General features: G+C 40.7%; 16 protein-coding genes. 2 read left to right on the top strand and 14 right to left on the bottom strand.

What is annotated here, in order from left to right; translation table 11 throughout:
• Nucleotides 1-52: 52 nt before the first annotated feature.
• From G7Y32_RS08195 to G7Y32_RS08130, 14 genes are all read right to left on the bottom strand, one after another.
• The gene (locus tag G7Y32_RS08195) at nucleotides 53-2,449 is read right to left on the bottom strand and encodes a glycogen/starch/alpha-glucan phosphorylase (protein WP_165212780.1); all 2,397 of its coding nucleotides are present in this window, start codon (nucleotides 2,447-2,449) and stop codon (nucleotides 53-55) included.
• 35 nt (nucleotides 2,450-2,484) lie between these two features.
• Entirely contained in the window at nucleotides 2,485-3,915 is a 1,431-nt protein-coding gene (gene glgA / locus G7Y32_RS08190) for a glycogen synthase GlgA (RefSeq protein WP_165212778.1), read from the bottom strand.
• Nucleotides 3,912-5,045, bottom strand: coding sequence for a glucose-1-phosphate adenylyltransferase subunit GlgD (gene glgD, locus G7Y32_RS08185; RefSeq protein WP_165212776.1), 1,134 nt, complete (start codon nucleotides 5,043-5,045; stop codon nucleotides 3,912-3,914). Before glgD ends, glgA begins: the two co-directional genes overlap by 4 nt.
• Nucleotides 5,035-6,174, bottom strand: coding sequence for a glucose-1-phosphate adenylyltransferase (locus tag G7Y32_RS08180; RefSeq protein ID WP_165212774.1), 1,140 nt, complete (start codon nucleotides 6,172-6,174; stop codon nucleotides 5,035-5,037). The genes glgD and G7Y32_RS08180 overlap by 11 nt, the downstream gene beginning before the upstream one ends.
• 61 nt (nucleotides 6,175-6,235) lie before the next feature.
• Nucleotides 6,236-8,119: a 1,4-alpha-glucan branching protein GlgB gene (gene glgB, locus G7Y32_RS08175; RefSeq protein WP_165212772.1), complete on the bottom strand. Its 1,884-nt coding sequence runs from the start codon at nucleotides 8,117-8,119 to the stop codon at nucleotides 6,236-6,238.
• Nucleotides 8,120-8,289: 170 nt separating this feature from the next.
• The gene (gene pulA, locus G7Y32_RS08170) at nucleotides 8,290-10,479 is read right to left on the bottom strand and encodes a type I pullulanase (protein ID WP_165212770.1); all 2,190 of its coding nucleotides are present in this window, start codon (nucleotides 10,477-10,479) and stop codon (nucleotides 8,290-8,292) included.
• Between the two features lie 181 nt (nucleotides 10,480-10,660).
• Entirely contained in the window at nucleotides 10,661-11,617 is a 957-nt protein-coding gene (locus tag G7Y32_RS08165) for an ABC transporter permease (RefSeq protein WP_004227041.1), read from the bottom strand.
• A gap of 1 nt (nucleotide 11,618) precedes the next feature.
• Entirely contained in the window at nucleotides 11,619-12,689 is a 1,071-nt protein-coding gene (locus G7Y32_RS08160) for an ABC transporter permease (protein ID WP_165212768.1), read from the bottom strand.
• Nucleotides 12,682-14,217 carry an ABC transporter ATP-binding protein gene (locus G7Y32_RS08155; protein WP_165212766.1) on the bottom strand — a complete coding sequence of 512 codons (1,536 nt, stop codon included), beginning with the start codon at nucleotides 14,215-14,217 and terminating at the stop codon, nucleotides 12,682-12,684. The genes G7Y32_RS08160 and G7Y32_RS08155 overlap by 8 nt, the downstream gene beginning before the upstream one ends.
• Before the next feature lie 142 nt (nucleotides 14,218-14,359).
• Complete coding sequence (locus G7Y32_RS08150) at nucleotides 14,360-15,415, bottom strand: BMP family lipoprotein (protein WP_157769183.1); 1,056 nt, start codon at nucleotides 15,413-15,415, stop codon at nucleotides 14,360-14,362.
• A gap of 89 nt (nucleotides 15,416-15,504) precedes the next feature.
• Entirely contained in the window at nucleotides 15,505-15,900 is a 396-nt protein-coding gene (locus G7Y32_RS08145) for a cytidine deaminase (RefSeq protein WP_241154221.1), read from the bottom strand.
• Complete coding sequence (gene deoC / locus G7Y32_RS08140; RefSeq protein ID WP_165212764.1) at nucleotides 15,887-16,549, bottom strand: deoxyribose-phosphate aldolase; 663 nt, start codon at nucleotides 16,547-16,549, stop codon at nucleotides 15,887-15,889. The genes G7Y32_RS08145 and deoC overlap by 14 nt, the downstream gene beginning before the upstream one ends.
• Nucleotides 16,550-16,558: 9 nt before the next feature.
• The gene (locus G7Y32_RS08135) at nucleotides 16,559-17,836 is read right to left on the bottom strand and encodes a pyrimidine-nucleoside phosphorylase (protein ID WP_165212762.1); all 1,278 of its coding nucleotides are present in this window, start codon (nucleotides 17,834-17,836) and stop codon (nucleotides 16,559-16,561) included.
• Entirely contained in the window at nucleotides 17,833-18,423 is a 591-nt protein-coding gene (locus G7Y32_RS08130; RefSeq protein WP_165212760.1) for a class I SAM-dependent methyltransferase, read from the bottom strand. The genes G7Y32_RS08135 and G7Y32_RS08130 overlap by 4 nt, the downstream gene beginning before the upstream one ends.
• Nucleotides 18,424-18,486: 63 nt before the next feature.
• Between G7Y32_RS08130 and coaA the strand changes: the two genes are divergently transcribed.
• Both coaA and rpsT read left to right on the top strand, forming a co-directional pair.
• Entirely contained in the window at nucleotides 18,487-19,407 is a 921-nt protein-coding gene (coaA, locus tag G7Y32_RS08125) for a type I pantothenate kinase (protein ID WP_165212758.1), read from the top strand.
• A gap of 52 nt (nucleotides 19,408-19,459) precedes the next feature.
• On the top strand, nucleotides 19,460-19,708 hold the full coding sequence (rpsT, locus tag G7Y32_RS08120; RefSeq protein ID WP_206221365.1) for a 30S ribosomal protein S20: 249 nt from the start codon (nucleotides 19,460-19,462) through the stop codon (nucleotides 19,706-19,708).
• Nucleotides 19,709-20,566 lie beyond the last annotated feature (858 nt).

Raw genomic sequence — 20,566 nt, 5'->3', positions numbered from 1 at the left:
CTCCTAGCTTAATGACATTGGACTTCCATCTAATCTTTTATTCTAAACAAGCCTACTTTTGTAGTTCCCAAATTTCCTTAGCATACTGAGTAATTGTATCATCAGCAGTAAACCTATGCGATTTGGCAATATTAGTCAAACTGATGCGAGCCCATTTATCTTTATCACGATAAAGAGCTTCAATCTTTTCCTGTGCTGCTACATAAGAATGAAAATCCTCTAGCAAAAAGTACTCGTCATTATGTTGAATAAGGGCTTCATAAATTTCCATTCCTTCGCTTTGAATGTTTGGAATGGTACCGTTAACAAAACTGTCAATCACTCGGTGAATGGTTGAGTCATTTTCATACAAATCCCAAGAATGATAGTCATTAGCATGGTAGTGTGCATAGACTGCATCCTTATCCATACCAAAAATAACAATATTGTCGTCCCCTACTTCATCCTTGATTTCAATATTTGCGCCATCAAGTGTCGCTAAAGTAATAGCTCCAGTCATCATGAACTTCATATTTGAAGTACCAGAAGCTTCCTTCGATGCTAGGGAGATTTGCTCTGACACATCCGCAGCAGGAATAATCAATTCAGCCAAGCTCACATTATAATTTTCCAAGAAGAAAACATGGAGCTTGCCTTGCAAGCTTTCATCGTTATTAATCAAATTAGCTAACTCATTGATAACCTTGATAACCGACTTAGCAAAGTGATAGCCGAGTGCTGCCTTAGCTCCAAAAATGAAAACTCGAGGAACCATATCTTTATTAGGATCATCTTTTAAATCCCAATAGAGCTTGATAATATGAAGAACATTGAGCAGTTGACGCTTGTAAGCATGAAGACGTTTAACTTGAACATCAAAAATAGCATCTGTTGACACTTGGAAACCTGTTGTCTCCCTAATATAGTTAGCTAAACGACTCTTAGCATCCTTTTTAACTTGATAGAAGGTATCAAGAGCTTCTTGGTCATCAAGATAAGTTGAGAGGCCTTCCAACTGGTGGATATCACTGCGCCAACCATCACCAATAAATTGGTCAATAGCACTGGATAATTCTGGTGCCGCAATCTGTGTCCAGCGACGAGGGATAATACCATTCGTTTTATTGTTAAATTTTTCAGGATAAAGCTTATAGAAGCTCCGCAAGGTATCTTCCTTCAACAGTTCCGTGTGCAGCTTGGCTACCCCATTGACAGAGTGACCACCAATAATGGCTAAGTTGGCCATGTGGATTTGATCATCTTTTACAATACGAGTATTATTGACAACATTTGCATCGTAGCCTGCCTTACCAAGCTCTGCGACAAAGCGATTATCAATTTCCAAGATAATTTGATAAACACGTGGCAAAACTTTCTTGAAGAGCTCAGCATCCCATTTTTCTAAGGCTTCAGACATGATAGTATGGTTAGTGTAACTCATGGTCTTGACAGTTGCCTTCCAAGCGTCATCCCATTCTAAGCCATAATCATCAACTAAGAGTCGCATAAATTCTGCTGGAGCAACAGCTGGATGAGTATCATTGATATGAACAGATACCTTCTTGTAAATATCCTCCAGCGGAGATCCCTGCTTGAGATAATACTTGATAATCGTTTGCAATCCAGCACTAGTCATAAAGTACTCTTGGACCAAGCGCAATTGCTTACCTTCTAGAGTAGAATCATCAGGATAAAGAATTGCTGTGATATCACTAACAGCCCGACGAGATTCTACCGTTGGATAAAGAGCTTCTTGATCAGCCGGAATCTCAACATCCCAAAGACGCAAATTATTAACATTACCATTTTGAAAACCAATTTGTGGCACATCATAAGGTACTGCACGAAGAACCTGACTGTTATGGTAAGTTGGAACAAGGTTTCCTTCTTCATTCTGCTCTAGGAAGACGTCCCCGAAAAGACGGACATCCACAGCATCGTGATCTTTTCGGATTTCCCAAACATTACCTAGGCTGCCAAACCAATCATCAGGCAATTCGACCTGATGACCGTCAACAATCTTTTGTTTGAAGAGGCCATAGCGATAACGTAACCCATTACCGAAGCCAGGATAACCAGTTGTTGCCAAGGAATCCATAAAAGCTGCAGCTAAACGTCCCAAACCACCATTTCCCAATGCCATGTCATGCTCTGCATTTTTAACATTTTCAAAATCAACACCAAGTTCAGCAAAACCTTCCTTAACAGTATCCAAAATACCAAGATTAAGCAAATTAGTTTCCAGCATCCGGCCTGGTAAGAATTCAATCGAAAAGTAATAAGCAATTTTTTCCTTATTGACTGTTAGATTACGATTACGTTCCAACCATAAAGGAGTGTAATACTTCCGAATCACCTTAGCTAAAGCTGAGAAAAGTTCTGTAGGGGTAGCATCTGGAACCTTGATTAACTGTTCTTCATGCAAAGTATCTTTAAAATCGCGAATAAATTGATCTTTTGTTAGTGTCATGATAAATAACGCCTTCTTATCTATTATTAGTAAGTTTAGAAAAGTTCATGATAGAGATTAACATAAGCTTGACTAGCTGTATCCCATGAGAAATCTCTCGTCATAGCATGATTTTGCAGAGCCTGCCAATCCTCTGAACGATTTTGATAGACTTCCAAGGCCAATTTTATAGTATTGGTCATAAGATAGCCTGAAAAACCGTGGAAGGAGAATCCTGTACCGGACTGATCATGTTCATTGTAAGGAATGACAGTATCTTTTAAACCACCTACTTCATGCACGATTGGCAGACTTCCATAACGCATAGCCATCATTTGTGAAAGACCACATGGTTCAAAAGCAGAAGGCATAAGAAAGAGATCACTAGCACCGTAAATTTGTTGAGCTAAGCCCAAGTCAAAAGTTATATTAGCCGATAACTTGTCAGGGTACTGGCTGGCAAACCAAGAAAAGCCATTTTCATAGTCCGCATAGCCTGTTCCCAGAACAACAACTTGCAAATCAAACTGTAAAATATGTTGAAGCTCACTAACAACCAATGAAAAACCTTTTTGGTCGGTCAAGCGAGATACAATTCCAATCAGAGGAACATCTGCCTTAACTGGTAGACCCAATCGCTCTTGTAATTTTGCCTTATTAACAGCCTTACCAGATAAATCATCCGCCGAGAATGGGGCATCCAGATATTGGTCAGTAGCTGGATTAAAGAGTTCCGTATCAATCCCATTAACTATGCCTGAGATCTTGCCAGACTCCATCCGCATGACCTGATCGAGCCCCTTACCAAACTCAGGTGTCATGATTTCTTGAGCATAAGAAGGAGAAACAGTGGTCACTCGATCAGCATAAAGTACTGCTGCTTTCATCCAGTTTAAACGGTTATTCCAACGGAGTGTCCCATCAGCATAGCGCTCATAGCCAACTCCAAAAAGATCCCAAAGCATTCCAGAATCAAACTGTCCTTGAAACTCAATATTATGGATGGTAAAGACTGTTCGAATGTTTCGGTAGGCGTTAATCCAACGATACTTTTCCTTGAGCAAGAAAGGAATCATTGCAGTGTGATAATCGTGTACATGCAGGATATCTGGGATGAAATCGATCTTTTCCATCAGTTCAAGAGCTGCTAGTTGGAAGAAGGCAAAGCGCTCACCATCATCCCAGTCACCATAAACATGACCACGGAAGAAATAAGATTGATTATCCAAAAAATAAAAGCTAACCTTGTCCTTGACCAGTTTCTTAACACCAACATATTGATGACGCCAACCAACATTGGTGAAGTAATACATGACATCTTCAACCTGATCCCCAAACTTGTTATCTACTGCATCATAATAAGGTAAGACAACCGCAACCTCATGACCTTTTTTGACAAGGGATTTAGGTAGGGCCCCAATAACATCCCCCAGACCTCCAGTTTTAGCAAAGGGTGCACCTTCTGCTGCTACAAACATGATTTTCATTGAACAATATCTCCAGTAACTTCTTGACCTTTACCGATAACTAATGGCTTTTCCGCACTGCCTCGCAGGGTTACGCCAGCTGGGACTGTGACTCCCTTATCAACAATCACATGCTCAAGTTGAGCTCCTTGACCGATTTTAACCTTAGGAAAAATGACAGAATCACTGACTGTTGCTCCTTCTTCAACATAGCAGGAACGCGATACAATGGAATGGTGCACAGCTCCCTTGATAATGGAACCAGATGCAAATTGAGATCGTTTGACATCGGAGCTTGGGGCAAAGTAACTGGCTTCTTCATTTTTAACCTTAGTATAAACCTTCTGATTGCTATAAAAGAGAGCATAGAACTTTTGCGAATCCAACATATCCATATTAGCATCATAGTAAGATTTAACTGAACTAATATTAGAAAGGTAACCAGTATGCTCAAAAGCCAAAGCCCCAGTATCAACCAAAAGATCGCGCAGAAGATAGCGAATCTTTCTTGGTCGCTCTTGCTTAGCTTCTTTTTCCAACTGCTCGATTAACCATGGTGTATTAACAACAAAGATATCGGCAGACATTGGTACAGGTTCGTCAATATTTTGCAAGTCGAGTTTACCCGTAACATGATCTGTTTCATCAATTTGCAAAATCTCATTAGCATCTGAGATGTGCTCACTCGAAACTTTCTTATAAACAACAGTGATATTACGATGGTTAACATTATGCAGATGAAGCACTTGTTGCAGATTGATATTGCAAAGTATATCACTAGACATATAGACAGTTTGGTCCGTATCTGCTCGTTTAAGATAGGTTAAAATTTGTTTATAATAATTCGAATCTGAAATATGTGTTTGATCATCGCTTTCATAAAAACCAAGGAAATAATGACTCAAGAGAGTATTAAGTCCCCACTCACGACCTGAACGGATATGGTCAAAAACTGAACGGATATTTTGGCCACGGAAAATACCATAGACACTGCGGATACCAGCGTTAGCCAAACTAGATAATTGAAAGTCCAAAAGACGATATTTCCCGTCAAAAGGCAGACTGGCCAAAGGTCGATTTTCAGTCAATTTTCCCATATCATGGTAACCGACTGCATTTCCTAAAATGGCAGAATATTTATCAATCTTCATTTGGAACCCCCACTACTTCATTATAACCAACAACTTGAACCTCATCGCTACCATCAATAACGACATTTTCACCGATAACAGCTCCTTCACCAACAATTGCTCGGGTAACCTTGGCCCCCTTCTTAATTGTCGCACCGCTCATGATGAAACTATCTTTAATTTCAACACCTTCCTCAACTTTAACGCTGGTTGAAAGAATAGAATGGTCAACTTTACCAGAAACCACACACCCATCAACAATTAAGGAATCCACTACTTGAGCCTGCTCCGTAATAAAGTTTGGTGGAGCAATCAGATTCTTAGAGTAGATTTTCCAGTTACGATCACGACTATGAAGAGCATTATCTTCACCAATATACTCCATGTTAGCTTCCCAAAGAGACTCGATTGTACCAACATCCTTCCAATAACCCGAGAAATTATAAGTATAAACAGGCTCACCTTGTTCCAAGTAGGCAGGAATAACATTTTTACCAAAGTCAGACATATCAATATCGTTCTTTTGAGCATCAAGAAGCATTTCTCTCAACTTCTTCCAATCGAAGATATAAATTCCCATAGACGCCTTCGTTGATTTAGGCTGTTCAGGCTTTTCCTCAAATTCAACAATTCTATCATTAGTATCGGTGTTCATAATACCAAAACGACTAGCTTCTTTGAGAGGGACATCAATCACCGCAACTGTCAGACTAGCCATATTATCCTTGTGAGTTTGCAACATATCATCATAGTCCATCTTGTAGATATGGTCCCCAGATAGAATCAAAACATACTCAGGATTCATGCTATCGATGTAGTCAATGTTTTGATAGATAGCATGACTGGTCCCTTGGAACCAACGATTTCCTTCAGTTGCTGAATAGGGTTGCAAAATGGTGGCACCGCTGTCAATGCCATCTAACCCCCAAGCAGAACCATTTCCAATATGGCTATTTAGTGCCAGAGGCTGGTATTGGGTAATCACGCCGACATTGTTGATGCCAGAATTAGCACAGTTAGAAAGGGCAAAATCGATAATCCGATAGCGACCTCCAAACTGGACAGCTGGTTTAGCAATGGATTGAGTCAATTTGCCCAAACGTGTACCTTGACCACCTGCCAAGATAAGTGCTAACATTTCATTTTTCATGTAAAAACTCCTTCCGATAAGATGTTAAGCTATTAAAATCGACGAGGCAAAAAACCTCCATCTATTTATTCGGTTTTGTTCGTTGATGTCTCTTCACACGCCAAATACTTGCACCAAGAGCTGGCATAGTGAAAGTCAAAGTTTGTTGATAATCTTTCCACAAACCAGACTGCGTCTTGGTTGATGGATTAGATTTTTTCCAGACACCCCCGAATTCTTCCAACTCAGTATTAAAGACTTCTTCATAGAGACCAGCGACAGGAACACCAATCGTAAATTCCTTACGTTCAACCGGGGCCATATTAAAGACACAAATCAGAAGGTCTCCTTTTCTGTCTCGGCGAACAAAGGATAGGATAGATTCTGCAGTATTATCAGCATCAATGATTTCAATACCATCATAAGAATCATCAATTTGCCAGAGAGCCTTGTGTTCCTTATAAAATTGATTAAGTTTTGCTGTATAATTCTGCATTTGATGATTAAGTTTATCTTCCAGATTGGTCCATTCCAACTGATAGTCATACTTCCACTCCAAAAACTGACCAAATTCAGAACCCATGAAAAGCAGCTTTTTACCAGGGTGGCACATTTGATAAGCATAGAGACAACGCAGACCAGCAAATTGATTATAGCGGTCTCCCCACATCTTGTGCATCAGACTCTTCTTGCCATGAACGACTTCATCGTGGGAGAAAGGTAGGATAAAGCTCTCAGAAAAAGCGTACATAAAGCTAAAGGTAATTAAATTAAAATCATACTGGCGATAGATTGGATCTTCCTCAAAGAACTTGAGCGTATCATTCATCCACCCCATATTCCACTTGTAATCAAAAGCCAGTCCACCCGATTCAATCGGGGACGTGATTGGCGTAGCTGCAGTCGATTCCTCAGCAATCATCATCACATCAGGGTGGTGATAATGAATAACACCATTTAATTTTTGCAGGAAGTTAAAACCTTCCAGATTACGATTGCCACCAAAGACATTAGGAGTCCATGGACCATCATCATAATCGCGGTAAAGCATGTTACTGACAGCATCTACTCGCAAGCCATCAATGTGATATTGTTCAATCCAATAGAGAGCACTGGACACCATAAAGGACTGAACCTGATTTTTGCCGAGATCAAAATTCAGAGCGCCCCAGCGTCTATTATGAGCACGATCGCTATCGGCATATTCAAAAGTTGGCGTACCATCATAGTAAGCCAAAGCATCATCATTCTGAGTAAAATGCCCTGGTACCCAGTCTACAATAACTCCAATGTTATTCAGATGACAAGTTTCAACGAATTCTTGAAAGTCTTCTGGCTTACCGTAAGTATGCTCAAAAGCAAAATAACCCATCAGCTGATAACCCCAAGACATGCCCAAAGGGTGAGCCATTAATGGCATAAACTCAACATGGGTATAATTCATTTTAACCAAATAAGGAATCAATTCCTTAGTCAGTTCCTTAAAGGTCAAGAGTTGACCATCAGATCCTAGCTTCCAAGAACTCGAGTGAACCTCGTAAATATTGATAGGACGCTCCTTGAAGCCAAAACGTTTCCGCCGTCCCATCCAGAGTCCATCTTTCCATTTCTTTTCTTCAAAGGTCTTAATAATGGCTCCTGTTCCTGGACGTTCTTCTAAGTAGAGAGCACAAGGATCAATTTTTTCAACAATCTGACCACCGCGACGTTGAACCAAAAATTTATAAATTTGACCTTCTTGGGCTTGATCGGTCCTAGCCTCCCAAACCCCTGCGTGATTCAAGGCCATATCCAGAGGATTGTCAAACCAACCTGTAAAATCACCAATAACTTGCACATGCTCGGCATGTGGAGCCCACACTCGAAAACTGTACTCTCCATTTTCTTCACGATGAACACCTAAGTAATCTTGCACATGAAAATTTTCGCCAGTCCCGAAAGTATAAAGCTCTAATTCTTTTTCCATATAACCACCTACCTTTTTTGAATAATATCACTGTCAGCCATAGACAATTTGATAAAACAAAGAGCAGCCCTAAACTTAAGGCTACCCGAATTGTCAATGACCTAAGTAAACATTTAAAATGTTAGCGACCTTATTAACCACCTTTATTTTATCATAAACTGATAGCTTTGTCAGGTCATTTTCAAGGAAATTTCTTGGTTATTAAAAATGAAATCGCCTTCTTTTGATGAGATTTCTACAATCCCCGAATGATAAGCATTGCTCTTGATAGTAATATTTGCATATATATCCTCAAACCTTCTTTCAGAAAATTCTCGTCCGCTTTTCTTGCAAATAAGCAATTTTTTAATTTTTTCCAATAAATCTTGATGCTCCGTTACTAAAGTCCAGTCAATAGCATTAACTGAATCTGGCGCATTATAACTGTTGCTAGCCCGTTTTAAATCTTCTGTTGTCACTTCACCATTTTGACCTGTCGGCTGAATCTTCGTCCGCATAAATTCCTGTCCCAGCTGCATAAAGCAGATACCCTGCATGGATAGATTTAAGGCGTTAGCCAAATAAACTCTCGCTTTACGCGTCTCCAAGCTATCCTCAGGATGGAGAACTGCCAATAAATCATTGAGATTATAGTTATCATGAACCTCAACATAGTTTAAAACCTGGCTTGGAGCTGAATAAGGTGCAAAAGCCTGACTACCCAGCAATGCTTGCGAAACTTCCCATTCAAGCGGTGCCCCTGAAACATAGCCAGCCTTGATATCACCATAAACTTCTGCCCCTTTGACAGCATCTCTAGCATTATCATTAAAAAAGGCAACACGCGGCATCACATCAGCATTGATCTTAGCCGCCTTCTGCCTTTGAGGCAGACCAGTTCCCATATCCCAGCCTTCACCATAAACCAAAATCCGCTCGTCAATGCTATCCAAGAAATCACGAATAAGATTTATAGTCTGGGTATCATGGAGGCCCATCAAGTCGAAACGGAATCCGTCGATATTATATTCCTGTACCCAATAACGTATGGAATCCATCATATACTTGCGGAACATTTCCTTTTCACTAGCTGTTTCATTACCACATCCTGAGCCATCTTGGAAGGAACCGTCGGCATGCATTCGGTAGTAATAATAAGGACAGGATAACTGGAAAGGAGAATTGTAAGAGGAATAGGTATGATTATAGACAACATCCATAATCACGCCGATACCGGCATCGTGATAGGCTTGAATCATCTGCTTGAATTCAAGAATTGGTGCCAAGGGATTAGACTGATCAGCAGCAAACTGGCGATCAGGAACATTATAATTTTCAGGGTCATAACCCCAGTTATAGAGGAGTTCTCCGTTCTTTGAATAAGTTTTATGATGGTCAAAAACCGGCTGCAATTGAATGTAAGAGTAGCCCATATTCTTAATATGTTCAAAGGCTGTCGGATGACCACTAGGATTTTTCACAGCAACCTGACTAGCTCCTAAAAAAGTCCCTCTAAGTTCTGGACTGACTCCTGAAGAGACATGATTTGTAAAATCACGCAAGTGTAATTCACTAATAACAGCCGAACAGGCATTATTAGTTCGCCAATAGGCATCTTTCCCCTGTTTAACTTCAAATCCCTCTGGTCGCAAATCTTCATCTGGGACAATCAGAGATTTCTTATTATCTAGACTGAGGACCGTACTGTAGGGGTCTCTGGTATCTTGATAAAAATTGGCCTCATGATAGATTCGGTATTGGTAGGACCAGCCTTTCAAGTCTTCATTAACCGTCACCGACCAAACACCATGATTATTTAATTCGTGGTGGTCTGTATTAAACTTATGTCCTCTGTTCATAAGAATCAAGCGTGCTGGACTCTGAGCATCCTTATAAAGCAAGAGATAAATCCTATCGGCCAAGGGAGACCAAATTTTAAACTTTGTCTGATCAGCTTGATAACGGAAACCAAGCCAACCTTGGTAACCCCAGCGGCGGTCAAAGTCATTAGCATGAATTCCCATGTCAAAAGCCTTGCCGTCCTGACCAGTATAAAAGGGACTAGTTTTAGCTACCTGTTTAGAATAATAAACTTGATCATCTCCTGCAACCAACCAAATGTTGTTAGGCGCATCTCCTGAAAAACGCCGAACGGTATAATCGCAAGTCTGTGATGACCAATCAGCTGTCTTAACTAAAAGATGAACCTGACTAGCAAAACGTTCAAAGGGATAACTAATCTTCCCCACAAGGCCAAAGTCGTCTTGATTATCAAATTGAGCATCTTCGCCCCAATAGCCATCCAACCATTTCCACATGCTATAATTATCATAATTTCCCTGACGGTTATGAAAATGAACCGTCAATTGATTTTCTATCATACGAACCAACTCCCAAACATTAGAATACACTCCCTCACTAGTATTCTATCACAGTTCAAACTTCTTGGATAGCTAAACAGGCTAGAACCTTAGGTTCTAGCCTGTTTAGCCATATGCAGCACGCTTATCAGTTATAAATCTATAGATACCTACCATAAGTCTCTGCTCAAAATGATTATAATTACTTAGTCTTAATATAATTGACACCATCTGCTTTAGGAGCAACAGCTTTGCCGAAGAAAGCTGCCAAAACAACAATAGTCAAAACATAAGGAGCAATTTCCAAATAAACTGATGGTACATGGGTCAAGCCAGGAATCTTATGGCCAATAATAGCCAGAGATTGGGACAAACCAAAGAAGAGACTGGAAAGCATAGCACCGATTGGATTCCAACGACCGAAAATCATAGCCGCCAAGGCAATGAATCCTGGACCAGCAATAGTGGTGACCGCAAAACTATTAGAAATAGCTTGAGAATAAACAGCACCGCCAATCCCGCCAAAGAAACCTGACAACATAACCCCAGCATAACGCATTAAATAGACATTAATGCCAAGAGTATCCGCAGCTTGGGGATGTTCACCAACGGAACGTAAGCGCAAACCAAAACGTGTTTTAAAAATCAGGATATAGGCAAGAAAGGCTACCAAAATAGCCACATAACCAATCAATGACGTGTTTTTAAAAAAGATATCACCAATCACTGGAATGTCCTTTAAAATAGGGAAAGAAAAGCGCCCGAAGGATTGGCTGATAGTATCAGTTTCTCCTTTACCATACATGACACGACAAAGGAAAACTGCCAAGGCAGGAGCAATCAGATTCAGAACTGTCCCAGAGACAACATGGTCTGCCCGAAAATTAACAGTCGCTACTGCGTGAATAAGGGAATAAACAAGGCCAACGAGACCAGCTACCAAACAAGCTACCCAAGGAGTCGCCTTCCCTAAGCTATCTGCAAAGGCTAGGTTAAAAACAACGCCAGAGAAAGCCCCGATAACCATAATTCCTTCCAGACCGACATTGACAATACCACCGCGCTCAGAGAAGGTTCCACCAATGCTGGTGAAAATAAGGGGTGTTGAATACTTGAGAGCCGAAGAAACTAAAAGAACTAAAACTGCAAGTAGACCCATCTTATTTACCTCCTTCCGCTACGACTTTTTTAGCATTTTTGGCCGGTTTAATAAAGCGACGAATAATATAGTTACTGCCAACAAAGAAGATAATTAAGGCAGAAACAACATCAATAACTTCAGATGGCACATCTACCATACCAGTTTTACCGACTGATAACACACCAAAGAGAAGGGCAGCAAATGGGATACCGATTGGACTGTTAGAAGCCAAGAGGGCAACAGCCATACCATCCCAGCCAATTTGTAGGGAACTGGTTTGAACATAGACATTTTCATACGTTCCCAGACCATCAACAGTTCCTCCCAGTCCGGCTAAGGCACCCGAAATAACCATTGACCAAATAATGACTTGTTTAGAAGACATACCGGCATACTCAGCTGCATTGGGATTGAGCCCAACTGCTGTGATTTCATAACCAGTTTTAGTCTTTTTCAAGAGGAACCAGATAATAAAGACAGCCGCTAAAGCAATAAAGAAACCGAGATTGAAACGAGAATTGTCAGTGAGACTGGACAAGAAATTAGTTTGATAGGACGCAGAATCCGATACTTTAATACTAGCTGTTGTGGTTCGCATCACATCCTTAGAGATACCATCGAGAATAATAGCCTTAGAAACGTAGAGTACCACATAATTCATCATGATGGTAACAATAACCTCACTGGTTCCTAAGTAAGCTCGTAAAATCCCAGGAATGGCTCCAATGATGCCACCAGCAATTAAACCAATTAGAACCGTACAGATAACAGAGACTGGCTTTGGCAGATCTGGGAAAGATAAGGCGAACCAAACTGACATCAGCCAACCAGCTAGGGCTTGACCTGGCAAACCAACATTAAAGAAACCTGCCTTAGAAGCCACAGCAAAACCTAAGCCAATCAGAATCAAAGGACCCATAGCCCGCAGAATTTCACCAATATTTTTAATTGAACCAAAAGCAGAATAAAGCAAATCATTGTAGGCCCAGAAAGGGTTGTAGCCAAAAATCAACATGATAATGGCTCCAGCAAGCATCCCCAGCAAGACTGCAATCAGGGGCACTGCCCAATTTTGCGTTTTCTTAGACATTTGCGTCCTCCTTCTTCAAATAGCCACCAGCCATCAAAACACCTAATTCTTGTTTATCAGTTTTGGCTGGGTCCAAGATACCTTGAATTTTACCATCATGGATAACAGCAATCCGGTCTGACAAGTCGAGAATTTCATCCAATTCAAAGCTGACGACTAAAACTGCCTTACCTTTGTCGCGTTCCCCGACTAAACGTTTACGAATATATTCGATGGCACCAACATCCAACCCTCGAGTTGGTTGGCTGACAATCAAGAGATCCGGATCACGATCGACTTCTCTAGCAATCACTGCTTTTTGCTGATTACCACCCGACAAAGAACCAGCAGAAACTTGTTCACTAGCAGCTCGAACATCAAACTCTCCCATCAGGCGTTTGGCATTTTTATTAATGTAGTCGTAATCCAAAACACCATGGTGACTAAAAGGCTCCTTATAATAAGTTTGTAAAGCCATATTTTCAGCTAGCGTCATTTCAAGAATCATTCCATCACGATGCCGGTCTTCCGGAATATGGCCAACACTCATCTCTGTTATTTGACGAGGATTGGCATGAGTAACTTCTGCTCCCTTAACTTTGACAGAACCAGATTTAGCCTTACGTAAACCAGTGATAGCCTGAATGAGCTCGGTTTGGCCATTGCCATCAATCCCAGCAATACCTACGATTTCACCACCACGAACATCGAGGGACAAACCTTTAACAGCAGGCACACCACGGTTCTCATTAACAACTAAATCTTTAATAGAGAGTACCACTTCTTTTGGATGTGAGGCAATTTTATCTGTTTTGAAAGAAACCGCACGGCCGACCATCATTTCGGCCAATTCTGCGCTGGTTGTTCCAGCCACTGGGACGGTCTGAATAGACTTACCACGGCGGATAACTGTGACACGATCGGCAACGGCACGAATCTCATCCAATTTATGGTTAATAAGGATGATTGATTTACCTTCCTTGACCAAGTTACGCATGATATCCAAGAGCTCAGCAATTTCTGCTGGAGTCAGAACAGCAGTCGGTTCATCAAAAATCAAGATGTCTGCACCACGATAGAGGGTTTTCAAAATTTCTACCCGCTGCTGTGCTCCAACCGAAATATCAGCTACCTTGGCCTCAGGGTTGACTGCTAAGCCATACTTCTCAGAAAGCGCTTTGATTTCTTGGGTGGCCCTTTTGAGATCCAGAAAGGCTCCCTTTGTGACCTCAGTCCCTAAAATAATATTTTCAGCGACTGAAAAGGCATCAACCAACATGAAATGCTGGTGAACCATCCCAATTCCTAAACTTGCTGATTTAGACGGCGAATCCAATTTTACAGCTTTACCATTGAGAAAGATTTCTCCTTCTGTTGGTTCGAGTAGGCCTGATAACATATTCATCAAGGTAGATTTACCCGCACCATTTTCACCCAATAAAGCATGGATTTCACCCGCTTTGACATCTAGATTAATATGGTCGTTGGCCACAAAATCACCAAACTTTTTGGTAATATTGCGCATTTCAATGACAGTTTCTTGTGCCATAGTAGTTCCTTTCAACTTATATTTTTAGGTCAGTTAAACCCACTAGCGGCTACAGTTAATGGATTTAACTGAGATAAAAATCTCAGTCCCTTAAAAAGCGACCATTTTAGGTCGCCCTTTTAAAAGTTATATTTTTGATCGTTTATTTTTTCTTAACGCCATCGTCAACTTTGGTTTTACCATCAATAATGTCTTTCTTAGCACTGTCAACGGCCTTCTTGATATTATCTGGCAAATTCTTAGTGACAATATCAACACCCTTATCTTTCAATCCATAGGTAGTTGTTTTTGCTTGGAATTTCTTGCCATCCAATTGATCATTAGCGATATCTTTTACGACTGTACCAACTTCTTTAACGGTTGAGGTCAAAACAAAGTTTGATTTCTTACCATCTTGAGCAGTATAGTTTCCTTCTTCGGATTGGTCACGGTCAACACCGATAACCCAAACTTTATCAGCAGCATCAGAATTCAATCCTTCATTGATTTCCTTAGCTTGCGAGAAGACACCTTTACCAGAACCACCAGAAGCATGGTAGATGACATCGGCACCACCAGAGTACATTGACTGAGCAATGGTTTGTCCTTTAGCAGCATCATTGTAAGAACCAACATATTGAACTTCTACTTCAATATCCTTGTTCACAGAAGCAACACCAGCCTTAAAGCCAGTTTCAAAACGAGTGATAGTATCTGATTTAACACCACCGACAAAACCAACCTTATTGGTCTTAGTTTGCATAGCAGCTGCAATACCTGCAAGGTAGGCACCTTCATTATCAGCAAAAAGGACACTGGCTACATTCTTTTGGTCTTCAATGACATCATCAATAATAACATAATTTGTCTTTGAATTTGATTGAGCTGCTTCAGCAACAGCATCGTGGAGATTGTAACCAATACCAAAAATCAGATTGTAACCCTTACTTTGGGCTGAATCTAGGTTGGTTGCATATTGAGACTCATCGTCTGATTGGAAATAAGTGAAATCAGTATCCTTTTTCAACTTATTTTCCTTACCCCAAGCTTGCAAACCTTCCCAAGCCGATTGGTTAAAGGACTTATCATCAACCCCACCAGTATCTGTTACGATAGCAGCTTTAACTGAACTAGATGATGAGTGCGATGAACGGCTACAAGCACCGAGTGATAGGATGGCAACTGCTGCCAAACCTAAGCCAATAAGTTTTTTGTTCATCTTCATAAATGAACTCCTCCTCTAAAAAGTCGCAACTAGGTTGCAAAAATATCTTAAACCCTAAGGTCTAATCCAATTAACACAAGAACCTACTCTAGGTTCTGAAAAGAGTATGGTAATAACTCACCGACTGTCATCTCGACAGTCGCACCATCTTTAGAAACTAAAGTAACAGGGCAATCCAAATCAAAAAACTCAGCCATAACCTGTCTACAGGCCCCACAAGGAGAAATTGGCCGATTTGTTTGGCCATAAATCGCAATGCTGCAAAAATCTCGCTGTCCCTCAGAAATTGCCTTAAAGATTGCCGTTCGCTCTGCACAATTAGTCAGGCCAAAACTGGCATTTTCAATATTACAGCCCTGAAAAACTTGACCAGACTTGGTTAGAACAGCCGCACCAACCGGAAAATGCGAATAAGGCACATAAGAACACAGACTAGCTTTCCTGGCCAATTCAACTAGATTGGAATCAGTTAGCACCACTGGCCTTTTCTCCTTCAACAATAGCAACGCCTGCTGAAGCGCCGATTCGACTGGCTCCCGCCTCAACGAAAGCTTTGGCATCTTGGTAGGTACGGGCACCACCAGATGCCTTGACACCGACCGTATCACCAACAGTTTGGCGCATTAATTTCACATCAGGAACATTTGCACCACCCGTTGAGAATCCCGTAGAGGTCTTGACATAATCCGCCCCAGCTGCAACAGCTAACTGACAAGCCTTGACTTTTTCATCATCTGTTAACAGGCAGGTTTCTATAATGACCTTGAGCAGGGTTTTGCCTGTCGCCTCCGCTAAGGCATGAATATCTTCCTTAACAGCTTCATAATTACCAGCTTTCAATTGGCCGATATTAATGACCATATCCACTTCTTCAGCACCGTTTGCAATGGCATCCTTAGCCTCAAACACCTTAACAGCAGTGGTATTAGCACCCAGAGGAAAACCGATAACCGTACAAACCTTGACATCTGAGTCTTTCAAAGCTTCTGCACAGTAGGCAACCCAATATGGATTAACACAGACAGAAGCAAAATCATAATCTTTAGCTTCTGCCAACAGTTGATCTATCTGATCCTTAGTCGCATCTGGCTTCAGTAGAGTATGATCAATGTACTTATTAATAGACATAACTCTCTCCTAATCAATGATTTTTAATATTTCACTTATGGACACTTTTTCGTTACTTATTGTAACATTTTTTGCGAATTCTGTAATCTTTTTTTGAGGAATTTTTCGATTTGAGTAAATTTTTGCTAACGAATCTCCAGCTGAAACCGTATCCCCGACTTTTTTGTCGAACATAATTCCAGCATCATAGTCTAATTGGTCGGTTTTTACTGCGCGGCCAGCTCCTATTTCCATGGCAAAGCGACCAAAATAGAGGGCCGGAAGAGACGAGATATAACCTGAGCATTCCGCCCTTACTTCATAGATAAATTCAGTCTGAACTGGCCGATAGATATCTTGGACTTCACCGCCTTGAGCAGCTACTAGGTCTTCAAATTTTTTTAGGGCATGGCCTTGTGTCAAGTGGCTCTTAATTTCCTCTAGTTCTACTTCTTGTCCACCTAATTTCAACATAATCTGTGCTAGCTGGCAAATGAAATCAGTAATATCCGACCGCCCTTGTCCCTTCATGATTTGAACAGCTTCAAGGACCTCTAGTCGGTTACCAATAGCTTGGCCCAAAGGCTGTTCCATATTGGTAATGACAGCAACGGTCTGGCGTCCAACCTCTTTACCAAGGTTGACCATAGTTCGAGACAGCTCTTCTGCATCATCAAGGTTCTTCATAAAAGCACCGTCACCAACAGTAACATCCAGCATAATAGCATCTGAGCCAGCAGCAATCTTCTTAGACATTACCGAACTGGCAATCAAAGGCATAATATCAACTGTTGCCGTCACATCCCGCAAGGCATAGAGCAATTTATCAGCCTTAACCATCTGCTCTGACTGGCCAATAACCGCAATACCTATGTCTTTCACCTGCTGAATAAAGTCTTCTTCTGCAACCTCGATTTGGTAACCTTTGATGGATTCTAGTTTATCCAAGGTTCCGCCAGTATGCCCCAGCCCTCTTCCACTCATTTTAGCAACGGGTACGCCAAAACTGGCTACCAAAGGAGCCAAAATTAATGTTACCTTATCACCAACGCCACCGGTCGAGTGCTTATCAACCTTAATACCAGAAATGGCCGATAAATCAAGCTGATCGCCCGAAGCAACCATAGCCATGGTCAAATCGCGAGTCTCTCGCATGGTCATCCCCTTGAAAAAGATAGCCATAGCAAAAGCTGACATTTGGTAATCAGGCACAGCCCCCGCTACATAGTTCGCAATTAACCACTGAATTTCCGCTGTAGTTAATTCGCCGCCATCACGTTTTTTCTGAATTAAATCAACCGCTCTCATTCCTTTATACTCCTTAAAACATAGTAACCCTTATCTTTTTTGACCAGTTCAACATTGCCATAGACTTGCTCCATCTTAGCCTTTGCGCTAGGGGCCCCCTGCTTCTTTTGAATAACTACGGTTAAGCTACCAGTCGGATTGAGATGGTCATAGGCACCTTGCAAAATTTCATGAACCACCTGTTTACCTGCCCGTATAGGGGGATTGCTGATGATGTGATCAAAACGCCCCTTGACATGCTCATAGATATACGACTGGTAAATGTCGGCTTGAACGCTATTGCGCTGAGCATTTCTTCTAGCTAAATCCAAAGCTCGCTGATTAATATCAACCATGCTTACGGTTAAATTATAAACTTTAGCACAGCTAATCCCAAGGGGTCCATAGCCACAGCCAACATCAAGGAGACTGTCCCCAGCTGAAAAATCTAGGGCAGACAAAAGGACCTGACTACCATAATCAATCATCTTTTTTGAAAAGACACCAGCATCAGTATAAAAACGAAAAGTTTCACCTAATAGCTGGACCGTCAAATCATGGATATCATGCTCAGCATCAGGCTTTTCAGCGTAGTACATCTTAGCCACTTCTTCATTTACTCCCTTTATTCAGTCACTTCATTTTATCATATTTTGTGCTACAATAGTCCTATGTCTCATGAATTTATTAATTTCGAAGAAATCAGTCGAAAAACTTGGCAAGGCCTGCATCAAGCCGAACAAGCACCCTTAAGCCAAGAAGAACTAGATTCTATTAAAAGTCTCAACGATAAGATTGATATTCAGGATGTGACAGATGTTTATCTTCCGCTCATTAGCCTGATTCAAATTTATAAGAATGCTCAGGAAAATCTCAGTTTTGCTAAGGGAATCTTCTTACAGAAGCAAGCTAAAAAACGACCCTTTATCATTGGTATCTCTGGTTCAGTAGCTGTTGGTAAGTCTACTACCAGTCGACTTCTGCAACTTCTTCTAGCCCGAACCTTCAAAAATAGTCGTGTTGAAATGGTAACAACCGATGGTTTTCTCTATCCTAACCAGATCTTAATCAATAAGGGTATTTTGGACAAAAAAGGCTTCCCTGAAAGTTATGACATGGAACGTTTGATTAATTTCTTAGATGGTATGAAAAATGGTCAAACCATGTCTATTCCTGTATATTCTCATGAAATTTATGATATTATTCCTCAAGCTGAGGAAACCATTCAGTCACCTGATTTTCTTATCATTGAAGGTATCAATGTCTTTCAAAATCAGCAGAATCACCGACTGTATATGAATGACTATTATGACTTCTCCATCTATATTGATGCAGAAATTGCCCATATTGAAAAATGGTATCTTGAACGTTTTCAAAGTTTACTCCAGCTAGCTAAAACGGATAGTAAAAATTATTATTATTCCTTGACAAAGCTAGATTTAAAAGAGGCCTTAGCCATTTCCAAAAAAACTTGGCAAAGAGTCAATTTAGTTAATCTGGAAAATTATATCGAGCCGACTCGCAACCGTGCTGAGCTCATCCTGCATAAATCACAGAATCATAAGATTGATAAAATTTACCTGAAAAAGTGATTAAGACTTGTCAAAGCCAGCTATTTCCTATATAATGGAATGGTTAGTAAAAATGGAGGTGAAAACTGTGGCAAATATTAAATCAGCTATCAAACGTGCTGAGCTTAACGTTAAGCAAAACGAAAAGAATTCAGCTCAAAAATCAGCTTTGCGTACTGCTATCAAAGCTTTTGAAGCAAACCCATCCGAAGAACTTTTCCGTGCTGCTAGCTCAGCAATCGATAAAGCTCAATCTAAAGGGTTGATTCACAAAAATAAAGCAAGCCGTGATAAAGCTCGTCTTGCAGCTAAACTTGGATAAAACTGACCTCCGTCTGGAGGTTTTTTTATAACTCAAAATCAAGAGTCAGCTCCAGCTTAGCCAAACCGATATTAATACTCAAAGAAAATCAATTAGAAACAAGGTCACAAAGTACAACAGCCTATCAGTTCTGGGAGACCATTGAAGCTACAAAAATAATCAAACAAAGTCTTAGCAAGCTGAAATCAATAAGGTACAGTTTTGATTATCAAAGAACATAAGTCAAAATAACTGTTCCCCTCTCCCTTAATCTCAAGTTCCATAAAAAAAGTGGGAAAGAACCTAAAATTGAAAATTTTGGTTCGCCCCAGATCCTGGTTTCAAAGTGGTGACCTGAAACGCTCTCTCCCCAGACCGTTTTTGACACTTGCTTTGTAAGCTTCATTTCCCGATTAAAAGGTCTCCCAAGCCTTTTACCCCACCTTTGCACAGCTCAACAGGTCTGGAAGACCTGTTGAGGTTAGAAATAAGATAAACGATGGCCATCACATTCGTTTAGGTTTTATACTTTGGCCTTGTGGTAAAAGGAAAGACGCTCAGCAGCGGTTTATCGAGGCTGGTAAAAGGTATTCCAACCTTCTATTTGTGCAGTAATAACAGTTTGACGCAATAGTTGATTGGAGTGAGACAGAAGTCAATTTTTTATATAACTTGACTTCTGTTCCACTCTCTAATGAACTTGAACTGCGCAGGAGTAAGAGTTTATTCCAAAACAAAAAGACTGGACAAATTTTTATACGAAAACTACAAAGAATGCAAAAATTCCCTCCCTATGATATAATCAAAGCGAAAAAAATTATATTTAGACTACTAGCTCGTCCCTAGTAGTCTTTTTCTGTGCTAAAAATTCAGAATAAG

Source organism: Streptococcus tangpeifui (assembly GCF_011038795.1).
In the GTDB taxonomy this organism is placed as follows: domain Bacteria; phylum Bacillota; class Bacilli; order Lactobacillales; family Streptococcaceae; genus Streptococcus; species Streptococcus tangpeifui.
Note: the sequence above shows the minus strand (reverse complement) of the source record. Positions and strands in the feature narration are given on the sequence as shown.

Coding starts and splice junctions, on each gene's coding strand:
- G7Y32_RS08195 (WP_165212780.1), bottom strand. CDS start 2,449: ATGACACTAACAAAAGATCAATTTATTCGCGATTTTAAAGATACTTTG.
- glgA (WP_165212778.1), bottom strand. CDS start 3,915: ATGAAAATCATGTTTGTAGCAGCAGAAGGTGCACCCTTTGCTAAAACT.
- glgD (WP_165212776.1), bottom strand. CDS start 5,045: ATGAAGATTGATAAATATTCTGCCATTTTAGGAAATGCAGTCGGTTAC.
- G7Y32_RS08180 (WP_165212774.1), bottom strand. CDS start 6,174: ATGAAAAATGAAATGTTAGCACTTATCTTGGCAGGTGGTCAAGGTACA.
- glgB (WP_165212772.1), bottom strand. CDS start 8,119: ATGGAAAAAGAATTAGAGCTTTATACTTTCGGGACTGGCGAAAATTTT.
- pulA (WP_165212770.1), bottom strand. CDS start 10,479: ATGATAGAAAATCAATTGACGGTTCATTTTCATAACCGTCAGGGAAAT.
- G7Y32_RS08165 (WP_004227041.1), bottom strand. CDS start 11,617: ATGGGTCTACTTGCAGTTTTAGTTCTTTTAGTTTCTTCGGCTCTCAAG.
- G7Y32_RS08160 (WP_165212768.1), bottom strand. CDS start 12,689: ATGTCTAAGAAAACGCAAAATTGGGCAGTGCCCCTGATTGCAGTCTTG.
- G7Y32_RS08155 (WP_165212766.1), bottom strand. CDS start 14,217: ATGGCACAAGAAACTGTCATTGAAATGCGCAATATTACCAAAAAGTTT.
- G7Y32_RS08150 (WP_157769183.1), bottom strand. CDS start 15,415: ATGAACAAAAAACTTATTGGCTTAGGTTTGGCAGCAGTTGCCATCCTA.
- deoC (WP_165212764.1), bottom strand. CDS start 16,549: ATGTCTATTAATAAGTACATTGATCATACTCTACTGAAGCCAGATGCG.
- G7Y32_RS08135 (WP_165212762.1), bottom strand. CDS start 17,836: ATGAGAGCGGTTGATTTAATTCAGAAAAAACGTGATGGCGGCGAATTA.
- coaA (WP_165212758.1), top strand. CDS start 18,487: ATGTCTCATGAATTTATTAATTTCGAAGAAATCAGTCGAAAAACTTGG.
- rpsT (WP_206221365.1), top strand. CDS start 19,460: ATGGAGGTGAAAACTGTGGCAAATATTAAATCAGCTATCAAACGTGCT.